This is a genomic window from Saprospira grandis DSM 2844 (assembly GCF_000275825.1).
Lineage (GTDB): Bacteria > Bacteroidota > Bacteroidia > Chitinophagales > Saprospiraceae > Saprospira > Saprospira grandis_A.
Map to the genome: position 1 here is coordinate 3498298 of NZ_JH719942.1, position 15172 is coordinate 3513469.

11 protein-coding genes are annotated in these 15172 nt (G+C 46.0%); 6 read left to right on the plus strand and 5 right to left on the minus strand.

Annotation, left to right across the window (positions count from 1 at the left end; translation table 11 throughout):
- Positions 1 to 838 precede the first annotated feature (838 nt).
- Positions 839 to 1660 (minus strand): mechanosensitive ion channel family protein, encoded by an 822-nt coding sequence (locus tag SAPGRDRAFT_RS15725; RefSeq protein WP_002660230.1) that lies wholly within the window; start codon positions 1658 to 1660, stop codon positions 839 to 841.
- A gap of 246 nt (positions 1661 to 1906) precedes the next feature.
- Here SAPGRDRAFT_RS15725 and pruA point away from each other — a divergent pair, with 246 nt between their 5' ends.
- From pruA to SAPGRDRAFT_RS15745, 4 genes are all read left to right on the plus strand, one after another.
- Positions 1907 to 3535 (plus strand): L-glutamate gamma-semialdehyde dehydrogenase, encoded by a 1629-nt coding sequence (gene pruA, locus SAPGRDRAFT_RS15730; protein WP_002660231.1) that lies wholly within the window; start codon positions 1907 to 1909, stop codon positions 3533 to 3535.
- A 200-nt stretch (positions 3536 to 3735) separates the two neighbouring features.
- Complete coding sequence (locus SAPGRDRAFT_RS15735) at positions 3736 to 4266, plus strand: dihydrofolate reductase family protein (RefSeq protein ID WP_037350895.1); 531 nt, start codon at positions 3736 to 3738, stop codon at positions 4264 to 4266.
- A 78-nt stretch (positions 4267 to 4344) separates the two neighbouring features.
- A complete protein-coding gene (locus tag SAPGRDRAFT_RS15740) occupies positions 4345 to 5769 on the plus strand; it encodes a formylglycine-generating enzyme family protein (RefSeq protein ID WP_002660233.1) in 1425 nt (474 codons plus the stop codon).
- Between the two features lie 14 nt (positions 5770 to 5783).
- Positions 5784 to 6824: a T9SS type A sorting domain-containing protein gene (locus SAPGRDRAFT_RS15745; RefSeq protein WP_002660234.1), complete on the plus strand. Its 1041-nt coding sequence runs from the start codon at positions 5784 to 5786 to the stop codon at positions 6822 to 6824.
- A gap of 250 nt (positions 6825 to 7074) precedes the next feature.
- On the opposite strand, the gene SAPGRDRAFT_RS15750 is transcribed toward SAPGRDRAFT_RS15745, so the two are convergent.
- From SAPGRDRAFT_RS15750 to SAPGRDRAFT_RS15760, 3 genes are all read right to left on the minus strand, one after another.
- The gene (locus SAPGRDRAFT_RS15750) at positions 7075 to 8241 is read right to left on the minus strand and encodes an acyl-CoA dehydrogenase family protein (RefSeq protein ID WP_002660235.1); all 1167 of its coding nucleotides are present in this window, start codon (positions 8239 to 8241) and stop codon (positions 7075 to 7077) included.
- A 132-nt stretch (positions 8242 to 8373) separates the two neighbouring features.
- Entirely contained in the window at positions 8374 to 8607 is a 234-nt protein-coding gene (locus SAPGRDRAFT_RS15755; protein ID WP_037350370.1) for an RDD family protein, read from the minus strand.
- Positions 8585 to 8941, minus strand: coding sequence for an RDD family protein (locus SAPGRDRAFT_RS15760; protein WP_002660236.1), 357 nt, complete (start codon positions 8939 to 8941; stop codon positions 8585 to 8587). Before SAPGRDRAFT_RS15760 ends, SAPGRDRAFT_RS15755 begins: the two co-directional genes overlap by 23 nt.
- 457 nt (positions 8942 to 9398) lie before the next feature.
- On the opposite strand from SAPGRDRAFT_RS15760, the gene SAPGRDRAFT_RS15765 reads away from it, so the two are divergent.
- Both SAPGRDRAFT_RS15765 and SAPGRDRAFT_RS15770 read left to right on the plus strand, forming a co-directional pair.
- On the plus strand, positions 9399 to 10736 hold the full coding sequence (locus tag SAPGRDRAFT_RS15765) for a cryptochrome/photolyase family protein (RefSeq protein ID WP_002660237.1): 1338 nt from the start codon (positions 9399 to 9401) through the stop codon (positions 10734 to 10736).
- The gene (locus SAPGRDRAFT_RS15770) at positions 10729 to 11421 is read left to right on the plus strand and encodes an alpha/beta fold hydrolase (protein ID WP_002660238.1); all 693 of its coding nucleotides are present in this window, start codon (positions 10729 to 10731) and stop codon (positions 11419 to 11421) included. The genes SAPGRDRAFT_RS15765 and SAPGRDRAFT_RS15770 overlap by 8 nt, the downstream gene beginning before the upstream one ends.
- Positions 11422 to 12234: 813 nt before the next feature.
- Here the strand turns inward: SAPGRDRAFT_RS15770 and polA are convergent.
- On the minus strand, positions 12235 to 15018 hold the full coding sequence (gene polA / locus SAPGRDRAFT_RS15775; protein ID WP_002660239.1) for a DNA polymerase I: 2784 nt from the start codon (positions 15016 to 15018) through the stop codon (positions 12235 to 12237).
- Positions 15019 to 15172 lie beyond the last annotated feature (154 nt).

Here is a 15172-nt window from a genome sequence, read left to right on the forward strand (position 1 = left end):
TCGTATGATGAGTATAAAAGGAAAGATGTACCTCTGGATACTTGATGATTATTGGACGGAGGTTAAAAAGTAGATTTAAAGGGTTGGTTTTTCTTCTTTAGCGGTTGGGTGGTTTTCTGCCATGGGCTGAAGCCCATGTTTGTAGACTATGCAAACTAGCGGGCTAAAGCCCTTGTTTGCTATAAATGATATGGGCCGATGGTTTCAACCTTCGGCTCATTTTTATTGCGTTTAGTATGGCCTATTTTGTTGCTGTGGGTTTCAACCTACAGGCCCATATTATACAGGACCCTAGGGCCAAGGCCCTAGGCTAAAGGTAGAGTCACCCCCTCCAAGGAGGGGGCTTTTTGTGCTTCGGTTAATGGTTATTTTAGGGAATGTGATTAGCGGCTGGCGGGAATGCGAATCCCCTCGAATGAGGGGATGGCGATTTTTTCGATAGCCTAGGGCCTTGGCCCTAGGGTTCCTATGAAATTTATGGGGGAGACAAAAACAAAATTAAACTACCGAAGAAAAAATAATCCTTGTTCAAAGCGGTAGAGGATTTTAATCCTCTCCGCACTATAGATGTAGAATGGGGGTGTTGCATGGCTGCTGGTTTCAACCTGCAGCCACAGCTAGCAGGCGGCGAAGCCGCCGCAAAGGAGCGAAGCGACTTGGCCTAGGGGCCTGTAAGGGGGCCGCGCAGCGGCAGACCAAGGGCGAAGCCCGCAGGGCCGAGCAGCCCTGCGAGCCCTGTAAGGGCCCGGCCGCCTTAGGCGGCAGGCCCCCAAAAAAAAAGGTCCAAGACAGCAGTCTCGGACCAGATAGTTAGTGTAGTTAGGAACGTCTTATGGCCTTAATCATTTTTGTGGATATGCACATCCATTTGAGGGTAAGGGATATTGAGGCCCTCTTCATTAAAGCGGTTATAGATCTTCTCGTTCATATCAAAAGTTACGCCCCAGTAATCAGAGGATTTGACCCAAAGGCGAACAGTGAAATTGATCGAGCTATCGGCTAGTTCGGCTAGGGCGATAAAGGGGGGAGCGGGATCTTGGAGGATGCGCTCATCTTGGGCGATAATATCGTTGAGGACCGCTCTAGTTTTTTGGGTGCTATCTCCATATCCTACGCCTACGGTAAGGTCTACACGGCGGAAAGGCTCTGTAGAGAAGTTAGTCATAGAGGCATTAGAGAGGCCACCATTGGGGATGATAATTGTCTGGTTGTCAGGTGTTTTGAGGACCGTATTAAAGATTTGGATCTCTTTGACTATGCCAGTAAAGCCTTGTGCTTGGATGAGGTCGCCTACCTTAAAGGGCTTGATGATAAGGATAATCACGCCACCGGCAAAGTTTTGCAGGGTACCCGATAGGGCCATACCGACGGCTAGGCCGGCTGCACCGAGGATAGCGATAAAAGAGGTCATTTGGATACCTAGTACATTAAAGATACTGAGGACCAAAAGCACCTTGAGGGTCATATTGGTGAGCGAGACGAGGAAAGGGCGTAAAGAATCGTCGATTTTTTGTTTCTCGAGCATTTTGGCCAGCATCTTAGTGGCCTTGCCGATAATCCAGAAGCCTACAAAGGCGATTACTGCGGCGCCAAAAATCTTTGGGCTATAGGTAATAGCTAGTTCGGTAACTAGTTTGATAATTTCTTCAATACTCATCATAAACTTAAAGGTTAAGGATAAAAGGGTTAATAAATGGTATAATTAGTTGCAAGATAAAATAATAAATTGGAGTAACTTTCTCAAAAGGCAAAATAGAGAGGGGCATCTTGGCTGTAGGTCACAAGAAAGCTTAAAAAAACTTTTAGACGAGCTTTTTTTGTAAGCCAGAGCTGATTCTCTATTTTAGCCGCATTGCTTACATGTTGAACAGAGCTTACTTTGTTCTTATATAAAAACACAGCTAATATGGCCAATGCTTTTTTCAAGATTCCGACACCGAAGAATGAGCCGGTAAAAGCCTATCGCAAGGGCAGTCCGGAGCGGGCATCGCTCAAAGCCGAACTGGCGAGAATGAAAGGAGAGGAATTAGAAATTCCCATGATTATAGGGGGAAAAGAGGTGCGCACCGGCAATTTGGTGAGCATTCATCCTCCGCATGAGCTTAAACATAGATTGGGTCACTACCATAAGGGCGGGGCCAAAGAGGTAAATATGGCTATTGATGCGGCTTTGGCGGCAAGAGGTAGCTGGGAGAACACGCCCTGGCAAGAGCGGGCGGCGGTATTTCTTCGTGCGGCAGAATTATTGGCGGGTCCTTATCGGGATCGGATGAATGCGGCCACGATGTTGGCGCAATCGAAGAACGTTTTTCAGGCGGAGATTGATGCAGCTTGTGAGATGGTAGATTTTTTCCGTTTTAATGCGGCTTATTTGGAGCAGGTATATAGTGATCAGCCCAACTCTGCGGCGGGGATTTGGAACCGTTTGGAGCATCGTCCTTTAGAGGGCTTTGTCTTTGCGGTAACGCCCTTTAACTTTACCTCTATTTGTGCCAACTTATGTGCGGCCCCTGCCCAGATGGGTAATGTAGTGGTATGGAAGCCATCTGATACGCAGATTTACTCGGCCAAAGTGATTATGGACCTCTTTGTGGAGGCGGGATTGCCTGCGGGAGTAATCAATATGGTCTTTGCTGATGGTCCTGTAGCGGGAGAGGTTTGCTTTAAGCATCCGGAGCTCTCTGGCTTGCACTTTACGGGCAGCACCAAGACCTTTCAGTATATGTGGAAGACCATTGGGGAGAACATTCACAACTATCGTTCTTATCCTCGGATTGTTGGGGAGACAGGTGGAAAAGATTATATCTTGGCCTATAAGGATGCCAAGGCAGATCAGGTAGCTACGGCCCTTTTGCGTGGTGCATTTGAGTATCAGGGGCAGAAGTGTTCGGCAGCATCGAGAGCGTATATTCCGCAGAGTTTGTGGCCTGCAGTAGAAGAGAAGCTAGTTGCTGATTTGAAGACTGTAAAAATGGGGACTGTAGAAGACTTCAGTAACTTTGTCAATGCAGTAATTGATGAGCGGGCCTATGATAAGATCACGGCATATATTGAGCAAGCCAAGAAAGATGAGGGGGCAGAAATCATTGCTGGGGGCAATCATTCTAAGGAAGAGGGCTACTTTATTGAGCCTACCGTAATTGTGGTTAAAGATCCTCATTATGTGACGATGAAAGAAGAGCTTTTTGGTCCAGTAATGACCATCTTTGTCTATGAAGATGAGGAACTGGATGCAACTATTGAGGCTTTGGATACGGCTTCTCCTTATGCTTTGACGGGGGCTATTTTTGCTACAGACCGCTTGATAATTAACGAATTGATAGAAAAGCTTCGTCACACAGCGGGCAATTTCTATGTAAATGACAAGCCCACGGGCGCCGTTGTTGGTCAGCAGCCCTTTGGGGGTGGTCGTGCATCGGGAACCAATGACAAGGCGGGTTCTTACCTCAACTTGTTGCGTTGGGTTTCTCCACGTACGATTAAAGAGACCTTTGTTTCTCCTACAGACTACCGTTATCCTTTCTTGGAAGAGTAGGCTAAAGGCATAGCAAAATAAATTATGGCTCACTACAGCGCTTTGTAGTGGGCTTTTTTTGTAGCTAAAAGGCGCTTTTTATGCTGTCACTTTTAGTGCAAATAATATTTTAAGGGCTTTTTTTTGAAGCAAAACAAAACAGCTTCTGTATATTTGTTTCGCAAAAATCAATGCTAGCAAAAAAAGGACAAATTAGCTTAATGAAAATCAAACTTTATATTGCTCAATCATTGGATGGTTATATTGCTGGCCCAAATGGAGAGTTAGACTGGTTGGAGGAAATTCCGAATCCTGAGCAGGAAGACTTTGGATACACTAACTTTTACGACAGCATTGATCTTTTATTGATGGGCCAAAAAACCTATGCGGCCATTTGTTCCTTTGGGATAGACTGGCCGTATCAGGGCAAACAAACCTTTGTCTTTAGTCGGACCAAGGCACTTTCTTCTAGCCAGCCTGACTGCCGACATTTAAATACCCTAGATGCTCCCACTATAGCAAGTTTAAGGCAGCTCAGTAAAAAGGGCATTTGGTTAGTGGGCGGCGGCGCCTTGATTCGGGAGTTTTTGCGTTTAGGCGCTATTGATGAAATGATCATTTCTATTATTCCTCGTTTATTGGGGGAGGGAATCCCTTTATTTCCGGCTACTTATCCGGCTGTGGACTGGCAGATGGAGAAAACAGAAACTTTTGCCAATGGGATCGTCAACTTACACTACACTAAAATATAATTGATCACAGAAATATAGGCGCTATGAGGCCTATTTTTAATAAGCAACTAATTTTTACTACCTAATTTAACTTTGAGTATGAAACAGCTTTTACCTCTGCTGCTTTTTTGCAGCCTGAGTTTCAGTTTGTGGGCCAACAACCTACAGATTAGTAATGTAACGCTAAGCAATGACTCCACTTTGACCTTTAGTGTCAGTTGGGAGAATAGCTGGCGATTGAATGGAACACCTCCTTATAACCATGATGCCGTTTGGCTTTTTGTAAAGAAGCGAGATTGTGCTTCTAGTCAGTGGAGCCATACTGATTTGAGTGTCAATGTGGGGAATCATAGTGCTGGAAGTCCCTTAGAGGCTTATGTAGATGGCAAGGACAGCAGTTCGGTGGCCAAAGGAATTTTTATTCGACGTAAAGCGGATGGCGTAGGCAACATTAGCAATGTGAGTGTTTCTTTGCGCATGGTGGGCTTGGTCCCCGGCCAGTTTGATTTCCGTGTATTTGGGATTGAGATGGTGAATATTCCAGAAGGCGCCTTTTATTTGGGCGATGGGGGCGTTTCGGGCTCTTCTTTTAGAGAAGGTGGGGGGACCGCTCCCTATCAGGTGACCTCTGAGGGAACTCTAGCTTATGGAAATACAGCTGGCAAGTTGTATGCTTCTTCTAGAGCACTAACAGCTAGTGTTGCGGCTGATTTCCCGAAGGGCTTTGCAGAGGTATATTGCATGAAGTATGAAATTTCTCAGGGGCAGTATGTAGATTTTGTGAACTCTTTGCAGTCGGATCAAGGGAATACTCGTCGAATTACGGGAACGGTAGCTAGCCGTAATAATATTACGGGCAACTGGCCAGTAATACAGGCGAATACCCCTCATAGAGCAATGGCTAATTTAGGCTGGGCCGATTTTTTGGCTTATTTGGATTGGGCGGCTTTGCGTCCGATGACCGAATTTGAGTATGAAAAGATTTGTCGTGGCCCAGTTACTCCTGTTGCTGGAGAATATGCTTGGGGAACAGCATTGATTACAGATGCCAATACCTTAGTCACTGATGGAACGGCAACAGAAACTGCCTCGAATGCAGTAACTCCAGGTGCTGGCCTTTGTAATTATAATAATAACACGGTTCTAGGTCCTATGCGTTGTGGTTATGCAGCCAAACCAGGTACGACTCGTCAGCAGGCGGGAGCTAGCTATTATGGCGTAATGGATATGTCGGGTAACTTAATGGAGCAAGTTATTCATTCGTATGATGCAGGAGCACTATATCGAGGAGAACTAGGTGATGGAGAAATCTCTACCCCACCCAATGCAGGGCATGCCAACCAACCTACTTGGCCCAACCAAGATGCTACTTTGGCTGATGGACGAGCAAAGGGCCGCATGACTAGAGGTGGAGGGTATAGCTCTACAATTACCTACTTACGTGTTTCCGATAGATACTATGGATACACCTATGCGGATGATGGTCGTCGTTACAATTACTTTGGAGGCCGTGGCGTCCGTTAAAAAATTTATTCCTTATGCGATATATTTATCTCTTTTTATGTTGCTTCCCTTTTGCGCTTTATGGGCAATTTCTTGGGGGCAGCGGCTCTGGGGTAGACAGTTCGGGAATAGGTGGATTTACTTGTAGTAGTTTTACTAGCTCATCTGTAAATGGAGGTTCTGGGCATGCACAGGCGATGATAGCCGCAGCGGTCAATTGCATTCAGTTTACAGGAGACAGTAGCTCTGGGCAAAGCCAAGCAATGCTGGCCGCAGCGGTCAATTGTATTCAGTTTACAGGAGACAGCCTTTCTGGGCAATCAAATGCCTTTATGCCTGCCGCAATTAACTGTCTGCAGTTTTCTGGCGAACGAGCTTCTGGTGCACAGTACGCTTATTTAGACGATGGACTGTCTTGTCCTCAGTTTTTAGCTTCGGCTGCTGGGGGGAGTGGAACCTACAGCCGTTCTTATGCTGATGACCAAGGAGTTTGTGCGGTAATTACCTTACCCATAGAGGCCTCTCCGCTTTATGCAGAAAAAGAGGACCAAAAAGGGCGACTGCATTGGCAAACCTTTGCCGAAATTGCTTGTGAGGGTTTTGAAATTCAAAAGAGCCGAGATGGCTTGAATTGGGAAGCTTTAGGTTGGGTTGCTGGACAAGGCTACAGCCAACAAACGACTTCCTATGAATTTTGGGACGAGCAACTGCAGCCCGGCATTCAATACTACCGCTACAAGCAAGAAGATTTTGATGGCAGCTTTTACTATTCTAACTTAGTCGCTATAGACTATCAGGAAGGTGCGCTGAATCCAAATGTTTTTACGCTTTATCCTAATCCTAGCCGAACTGGAACCCAAATTAACATTGATGGCTGGCTAAATGAAGACATGACGATTGAATTGGCCGCCGTAAATGTACTGGGCCAAAAAATCTGGTCCGAAAAGGTGCCCTTTACTCAAGGACGATACACTTATAATTTACCCGCTGTTTTTGAAGCTGGAAATTATTGGCTGTTGCTTTCTATCCCCGAAAAGGGTTTCCGAAAGGTTTTGCCTTTTGTGGTGATTCAATAATATGTAAAAGGCGCCCAATTGGGCGCCTTTTTTTTGTCCTTCTGCCTCTAGCAGGCCCGAAGGGCCGCAGGCCTAGCGATGTGAAAGGGTGGCCGAAGGCCAGACCGAGTTTTGAGCGCAGCGAAAAACGAAGGGCCGAGCAGAGAGCGAGCCCTGAAACGTAGCGCCGAGGAGCGAAGCGAGGCGGAGGCCCCAAAAAAAAGGGACCCCAAAACTGGCGTCCCTTATCTTAAGTTATTGGCTAAGCGATCTATTTATGATCGGGTAAATAGAGCTTTCCGTTTTCTACGAAACGGCCCAAAACGATGCGCTGCACCTCTGAGGTCCCTTCATAGATTTGTGTAATTTTAGCATCGCGCATGAGGCGTTCTACATGATATTCTTTTACGAAACCATAGCCACCATGCACCTGAACCGCCTCTACAGAGATTTTCATGGCCGCTTCTGAAGCAGCAAGTTTGGCCATAGAGCTAGCCATATCGTACTCCATGCCTTGGTCTTTGAGCCAAGCCGAGCGATAGACCAACATACGGGCCGCTTCTACCTGCATGGCCATATCAGCCAATTTGAAAGAAATACCTTGGTGCTTGATAATAGGCTTGCCAAAAGCCTCTCTTTCTTTGGCATAAGCAGCAGCCAACTCATAAGAACCAGCGGCAATACCCAAGGCCTGAGAAGCAATACCAATACGTCCACCAGAAAGGGTTTTCATGGCAAACTTAAAGCCGAAACCATCCTCGCCAATGCGGTTTTCTTTGGGTACTTTCACATCATTGTACATGATCGTATGCGTATCAGAAGAGCGGATACCAAGCTTATCTTCCTTGGCGCCAACAACAACACCATCCAATTCTGTTTCTACAATAAGACAGTTGATGCCACGGTGACCCAATTCAGGATTGGTTTGGGCAATCACCAAATGGACCTGAGAGGTACCACCATTGGTAATCCAGTTTTTGGTTCCGTTCAAGATATAATGGTCGCCCATATCTACAGCAGTGGTGCGCTGAGAAGTAGCATCAGAACCCGCCTCGGGCTCAGAAAGGCAAAACGCACCAATCCATTCGCCAGTAGCCAATTTGGGCAAATACTTTTGCTTTTGCTCCTCTGTACCAAAGGTTTCAATCCCCCAGCAAACCAAAGAGTTATTAACAGACATCGCCACTGAGCAAGAGTTGTCAATTTTAGAGAACTCTTCCATGGCAATGGCATAAGAAAGCGAATCCATTCCGCCTCCCCCGTATTTGGGGTCGACCATCATGCCCAAAAAGCCCATTTCCCCCATCTTTTTCAAGATTTCTGTGGGGTGGGTCATATTGCTATCACGCTCAATAACACCGGGTAGACATTCTTGACGGGCAAAATCTCTAGCCGCCTCTCTTACAGCCAAATGCTGTTCGCTTAGTTCAAAATTCATATCTGTTGTTCAGTTTTATTTTTCGTTTCAAGACTTTTCTGTCCAATTTTCGCACAAATATAACTTCTACAGATAAGATGAACAAATAAAATTAGGATGGCTTGCTTTCCTTTGACTCATTCTAAATAAGCTTTAGCGCAGGACTTTTACATAAGTGTGAAGCCAACGATCGTAGAACATTTGTTTGTCGGCCTGCTTGCTCCCATTTACCCAAAGGATGATGCTAAAGAATATCCAAAACAAGAGGAAGATCCCAAAGTCATACGAAATATAGTCCGTAAAAATATAAGGAAAAACGAGCAGGCCCACTTTAAGGCTGTTGCGTTTTAAGCTAGTCCAAAAATCAAGTCCCTGGTTTTTTTTCATCCACTACTCTTAATCCCAATAACCATTTGACAGGGGTGGCCCGCATAGACGATTGCTCAAAAACAGTACAATAAGCTAAGCCCAAAGCCGCTTTTAGCGGCAATCCATACAGGACTTCCTTCCATAAAACAATAGTGGGGTTACCTCGGTATAGCAGAATGTCCCACTCTTCTCGGGCTAGTTTTTTAGCCGCTACCGGATCCAAAACACCATAAAAGGAGTCGTCTTCTATGCTTCTCGCTAGCCAAACTAGTAAGATAATAACCATGAAATCAATAATTAAGGCCAAGGTCCGCAGGGTGTAGCGTGCAGGATATAGTTGTGTTTTGCTCATAAATAATCAACTGTTTCGAGGCGGTAGTTATTCTTGCCTCTATGTTATAAAAAAGCGAGCAAGGACGATTAAATCCTTGACTCGCTGACGCTATTGTCGGTACCATATTATTTTTGCTTAAGCAATTATATCTTCTAGGCTAACTATTCTATAAACTTAATAAAAAAAAGGCAATTTTGTTCTTTTTATAAGATCTATTTTTTTGGGGCCTGCCGCCTGCGGCGGCCGGGCCCTTTCAGGGCTCGCAGGTCTGCTCGGCCCTTCGCTTTTTTCGCTTTGCTCAAAAAGCTCGGTCTGCCGCTGCGCGGCACCCTTGCAGGCCCCTAGGCCGTCGGCCGCTGTGCGCCCTCCTCTAGACGCAGAATTTTTCCTTAGATGCAGCCAGAACCAATGGGCTTAAACCCTTTCTCCTTTTTGCTGTTCAAAATCTGTTTAAAAAAATAATCCTTCACTCAATATGAAATATAGCATCTTCTGGCACCGCAGAGATCTTCGACTAAATGATAATGCGGCTTTGTATCAAGCGCTCAAGGCAGGCGGCCCCGTTTTGTCTATCTTTATTTTCGACCAAAATATTCTAGAGGATTTAAATAATCGCCAAGATGCTCGAGTAAGTTTTATTCATCAGGAGCTGCAGCGGCTGCAAAAGGAGCTGCAAGAACTCGGCAGCGATTTATTGGTCCTTTATGGCCGCCCAAAAGCGGTCTGGACCCAATTGCTGCAAGATTGGCCCATCAATAAGGTCTATACCAACCGAGATGATGAACCCTACGCCAAAAAAAGAGATGCAGCCGTCGCCGAACTCCTCCAAAAAGAAAATATTCCCTTGCTCACAGAAAAGGACCATGTCATTTTTGAAGCCCTAGAAGTAGAAAAGAAAACTGCTGGCCCCTATACCGTTTTTACCCCTTATAGCAAACAATGGAAGGCCAAGCTAGACAGCAAAAAAACAGCAACCGGCGAATCCTTTTATCTGCAATCTTATCCCAATGAAAACTATCAACAAAATTACGCTACTCTCCCCGGCAATTTTAAAATCCCCAGCCTAGAAAGTATGGGCTTTGCGCCCAGCCAACTAAATTTCCCTAGCCGATTGCTCAAGCAAAAACGCATCAAAAAATATGAGGAGACCCGCGATTTTCCCGCTCTAGAAGAGGGAACTTCTCGTTTGGGCCTGCATTTCCGCTTTGGGACCATCTCTATCCGGGAAAAGGCCCGAAAAGCCCGAAAACTCAATGCTACTTACCTCAATGAATTGATCTGGCGAGATTTCTATGCGCAAATCTTGGCCAATTTTCCCAAAGTGGTCGGACAGAGCTTCCGCCCCAAATACGACCTTATCGAATGGCGCAATAATGAGGAGGAATTTGAGGCTTGGTGCCAAGGAAAAACGGGCTATCCCTTGGTCGATGCCGGTATGCGAGAGCTCAATGCTACAGGCTATATGCACAACCGAGTACGGATGCTGGTGGCCAGCTTTTTGTGCAAACATTTATTGATTGATTGGCGCTGGGGCGAAGCCTATTTTGCCGAAAAATTATTAGATTTTGATTTGGCCAGCAATAATGGCGGTTGGCAATGGGCCGCAGGCTCAGGCACCGATGCCGCGCCCTATTTCCGCATTTTTAGCCCCGAAAGCCAACTCAAAAAATTTGATGCCGAGCTGAAATATGTAAAAAAATGGGTAAAAGAATATGGCAGCCGCCGCTATCCTCAGCCCATTGTAGAGCATAAATTTGCTCGGCAGCGTTGTTTGGCCACTTATAAATCTGCACTAAATCAAGATAATGCCTAACCCTTCCATTTATCAACAGCCGCTGTATTGTTTGCCTGGCTTAGGAACCGATCATCGGATTTTTGAGCAGCTCTTGCCCTTGCTCCCCTTTGAAGATGTTCGCTTTTTAGATTATCAAGAAGAATATTGCCGCCCAGGCAAGGGCTGCGATGATTATCTGGCCCATTTGCTGCCTGAATTGCAAAGTGAATTAAAAGCAGGAGAGCAACCCAATTTTATGGGCCTTTCTTTGGGGGGATTATTAGCGACTCGCTTGCAACATCATTTTCCAGATAGCCAATTGATTTTGGTCTCTACCATTAAAACCAATGATGAAGCGCCCTTTATTTTTTCTTTGGGCAAAATTTTACCGCTTTATTGGTTGGTTCCCGCCATTTTTAGTTGGGAGATGGTGCCCCGAATTAGTTATTGGGCGGGCGTGATTTCTGATAAAGCGGGTTATGAACTCTACAAAAAAATGTTGCGGACTTGGAGCCCGAAAATGCTGCGCTGGGCCCGCGATGCCGCCGTTCATTGGGCCAATAGCGCCCCTGCTGGCCCCGTTTTGCATATTCATGGCAAAAAGGACCATGTTTTTCCCCCTAGCCGAGCTCAACCAACTTATTGGGTAGAAGATGCCACACATTATATGATTGTCTCGCATGCCAAAGAAGTAGCCCAACATATTAAGGCCCATTTTGACTAAAGAAAAACAACCAGCCGAAAAAAGCGAACAAGGACTTTAGTCCGCCAGTTCGCTAAAGTCTAGAACCTTGGGCTTCAGCCCAGGGCGGTAAGCATAGCCATTGTTGACTAAGCTTAAATATTCTAGCAGCTCGTCTTTTCTGCCATGGGCTGAAGCCCTTGTTTGCTTAAAAATGGAAAAGGTTTTGAGTTTAATTATTATGGGCCGATGGTTTTAACCATCGGCCCATTTTTTTTGGAAGTAGATTGTCCTCCCTTCTTGTGGTGGGTTTTAACCCACTGGTCTAGAAAAACTTCAAAACAATAAGGAGCCAAGCACAACCGCCAAGAAAAATCCCCTCGCATGAGGGGATGACAATTTTTTTCTTAGCCTAGGGCCTTGGCCCTAGGGTTCCTATGAATTTTTTGTGGCAGAACTAATCGCAATTGTTTTTATCCCTTAATTTTTAGTGTGGAGTTTTTTGGGGCCATGGGCTAAAGCCCATGGTTGCGGGTCTATGCAAACTGGCGGGCTAAAGCCCTTGTTTGCTTAAAAATGGAAAAGGTTTTTAGTTTAATTATTATGGGCCGATGGTTTTAACCTACAGCTATGGCCGAAGGCCAAACGGCCACAACAAGCCCTTTAGGGCGCAGTTCGACGACCAAAGGGAGTAACCGATGTGCAGCTATGGCCGAAGGCCAAACGGCCTAGCGATGCGAAAGGGGGCGGCGAAGCCGCAGACCAAGGCCGTCAGGCCGCAGGGCCGAGCAGACCTGCGAGCCCTGAAGCGTAGCGCCGACGAGCGCAGCGAGGCGGAGGCCCCAAAACAGCTTCCTAATGCGCTTCCAACCAATTATCGCCTTCATCGATGCCGACCAAAATGGGCACTTGCAAATTGGGCAAAGCGGTTTTCATTTCTTCCTCCACCAATTGGCGAAGTTGGGCCAATTCTGATTTGGGCACATCAAAAAGGAGTTCATCATGCACCTGAAGGATCATTTTGCTCTGCAACCCTTCGGCTTTGAGGCGATTTTGCACCTTAATCATGGCCAGTTTAATCATATCGGCGGCGGTGCCCTGAATGGGGCTATTGATGGCATTTCGCTCGGCATGTCCGCGCACCACCGCATTTTTTGATTTGATATCGCGCAGATAGCGGCGGCGGCCCAACAAGGTTTCCACATAACCTTTTTCCTTGGCCGTTTCTACGGTTTGGTCCATATATTTTTTGAGGCCAGGATACTGCTTAAAATATTGCTCAATGAGCTCGGCGGCCTCCTTGCGCTTGATGTCCAAATTTTGCGAAAGATTAAAAGCCCCAGCGCCATAAATGATACTAAAGTTGACCGTTTTGGCATTGTAGCGCTGTTCTTTGGTCACTTCTTCAATATCCACCTCATAAATGCGGGCCGCCGTGGCCGAGTGAATATCTTGGCCCGCCTTAAATGCGGCCAACATGGCCTCATCGCCGCTAATTTCGGCAATTAGGCGCAACTCAATCTGCGAGTAATCCGCCGCCAACAAGCAGTGATTTTCGTCTCTAGCGACAAAAGCCTTGCGAATTTCTCGGCCTCTGGGCGTGCGAATCGGAATATTTTGCAAATTCGGATTATTCGAACTCAAACGGCCCGTTGTGGTTAGGGCTTGATTGAAAGAGCTATGCAAACGGCCCGTAAATTTATTGACCAAGCGGGGCAGGGCCTCCACATAAGTCGAGCGCAATTTGGCCAATTGGCGATACTCTAAAATCCAAGCAATAATTTCATATTTAGGGGCCAATTCGCTCAATTTTTCTTCATTGGTCGAGTATTGGCCAGTTTTGGTTTTTCTCCAGCGGTAGGGGATCTCCAATTTATCAAAAAGCAATTCGCCCAACTGTTTAGGCGAGTCCAAATTGAGCAAAGGAGCCTCGGCCTTTTCTAAAATCTTTTTGGCTAAAACATCGCTTTCTTGCTTGAGCTTTTCGGCATATTTATTCAAAAAGTCGCTATCCAAAGCCACCCCTTCAAACTCCAAATCCACCAAAACATAAATCAAAGGCGCTTCCATTTCATTATAGAGGGCCAATAATTCTTTGCTCAATTGGGGGCGCAATTTTTCATAAAGTTGCCAGCTAATATCGGCATCTTCGGCGGCATATTCAATGACCTTTTCTAAAGGCACATCTCGCATACTCAATTTTTTCTTGCGGCCTTTGCCCAAAAGATTTTCTATGGGAATGGGCGAATAATTGAGGTAAGTTTCCGATAAATAATCCAGACTATGTTTTTTATCGGGCTCCAACAAATAGTGCATCAGCATGCTATCCCAAAGTTTGCCCGCCACTTTTATATCGTAAAAGCGGAGCATGAGCAGGTCAAATTTTAGGTTTTGGCCCACCTTGGCAATTTCGGGATCTTCAAAGATGGGGCGAAACTCTTCGAGCAGTGTTTTTGTGGCCGCCTGATCTTCGGGCAGGGCCAAATAATAGGCCTTATGGGCCTGCAGGGCAAAAGAAAGGCCCACAATTTCGGAGCCCAATTCTAGGCCCGTCGTCTCACTATCGAAGCAAAAAATGCCTGCTTTTTGGATCTCGGCAATCAGGGCCGCTCTTTTTTGGGCGGTATCCAGCAAAATATATTCGTGCTCGGTATTGCTATGCGTATGATCGACCAATAATTCATTGGCGGCCTTGAGTTTTTTCTTGGGCGCCTCTTCGATGGCTTGTCCAAAAAGATCGACCTGTTGGGGGGCTTTGGCCGCAGCGGCTTGGCCCAAAATCCGTTTGCTCAGACTTCTAAACTCCAGCTCCTTAAAAATTTCGGATAGGGCTTCTCGATTAAATTCTTCTAGGGCATATTTTTCCGCATCAAATTGCAGGGGCACATCCAACTTGATGGTGGCCAATTCCTTAGACAAAAGCGCCTGTTCTTTATTTTCCTCTACTCGTTCTTTTTGCTTGCCTTTGAGCTCATGCGTATGCTCCAACAAATTTTCGATGCTGCCATATTTGGCCAATAATTTTTGGGCCGTTTTGGGACCAACACCCGGAATGCCTGGAATATTATCTGCCGTATCGCCTTGTAGGCCTAAAACATCAATGACTTGCTCTACTCGTTCAATTTTCCATTTCTCCAAGACCTCCGCCTTGCCCAAAACAGAGAATTTATTGCCAAAGTGAGCGGGTTTATACCAAAAAATATGATCTTCCACCAATTGCGCATAATCCTTATCGGGCGTCATCATGTATACATCAAAACCTTCTCTGGCGGCCTGTTTGGCCAAGGTCCCAATCACATCATCGGCCTCATAATTGGGCACGGCCACCACCGGAATATTAAAGGCCTCTACAATTTGCTTAATATAGGGAATCGCCAAGCGAATATCCTCCGGTTGCTCCTCCCGATTCGCTTTATAGGGGGCATACATTTCATGTCGAAAGGTCCCGCCGGGCAAATCAAAAGCCACGGCAATATGCGTAGGTTTTTCTTTGCGCAATAATTCCCAAAGGGTAGAGGTAAAGCCATTCATGGCCGATACATTCAAGCCTTTGGAGTTAATCAATGGGTTTTTGATAAAAGCAAAATGCGCCCGATAAATTAGGGCCATTGCATCGAGTAGGAATAATTTTTTTTGCATTGATCTTTTTTCTAATTCTAATTTTTTTGGGGCTGCCCCTCCCGCTAGATTGAAACCCAGCGCAAAGCGGCATCGCTTTGCGAAGCTATACAAAATGAGGGTTAAAACCCTCATGAATTATCGGTCGGGTCGGGCTGTATCGCAGCTCGCTGTT

Bases quoted from the DNA above. Each gene is read 5' to 3' on its own strand.
- SAPGRDRAFT_RS15760 (WP_002660236.1), bottom strand. From the start codon at position 8,941: ATGAGCAAAACACAACTATATCCTGCACGCTACACCCTGCGGACCTTG.
- pruA (WP_002660231.1), top strand. From the start codon at position 1,907: ATGGCCAATGCTTTTTTCAAGATTCCGACACCGAAGAATGAGCCGGTA.
- SAPGRDRAFT_RS15725 (WP_002660230.1), bottom strand. From the start codon at position 1,660: ATGATGAGTATTGAAGAAATTATCAAACTAGTTACCGAACTAGCTATT.
- SAPGRDRAFT_RS15740 (WP_002660233.1), top strand. From the start codon at position 4,345: ATGAAACAGCTTTTACCTCTGCTGCTTTTTTGCAGCCTGAGTTTCAGT.
- polA (WP_002660239.1), bottom strand. From the start codon at position 15,018: ATGCAAAAAAAATTATTCCTACTCGATGCAATGGCCCTAATTTATCGG.
- SAPGRDRAFT_RS15735 (WP_037350895.1), top strand. From the start codon at position 3,736: ATGAAAATCAAACTTTATATTGCTCAATCATTGGATGGTTATATTGCT.
- SAPGRDRAFT_RS15745 (WP_002660234.1), top strand. From the start codon at position 5,784: ATGCGATATATTTATCTCTTTTTATGTTGCTTCCCTTTTGCGCTTTAT.
- SAPGRDRAFT_RS15770 (WP_002660238.1), top strand. From the start codon at position 10,729: ATGCCTAACCCTTCCATTTATCAACAGCCGCTGTATTGTTTGCCTGGC.
- SAPGRDRAFT_RS15750 (WP_002660235.1), bottom strand. From the start codon at position 8,241: ATGAATTTTGAACTAAGCGAACAGCATTTGGCTGTAAGAGAGGCGGCT.
- SAPGRDRAFT_RS15765 (WP_002660237.1), top strand. From the start codon at position 9,399: ATGAAATATAGCATCTTCTGGCACCGCAGAGATCTTCGACTAAATGAT.
- SAPGRDRAFT_RS15755 (WP_037350370.1), bottom strand. From the start codon at position 8,607: ATGAAAAAAAACCAGGGACTTGATTTTTGGACTAGCTTAAAACGCAAC.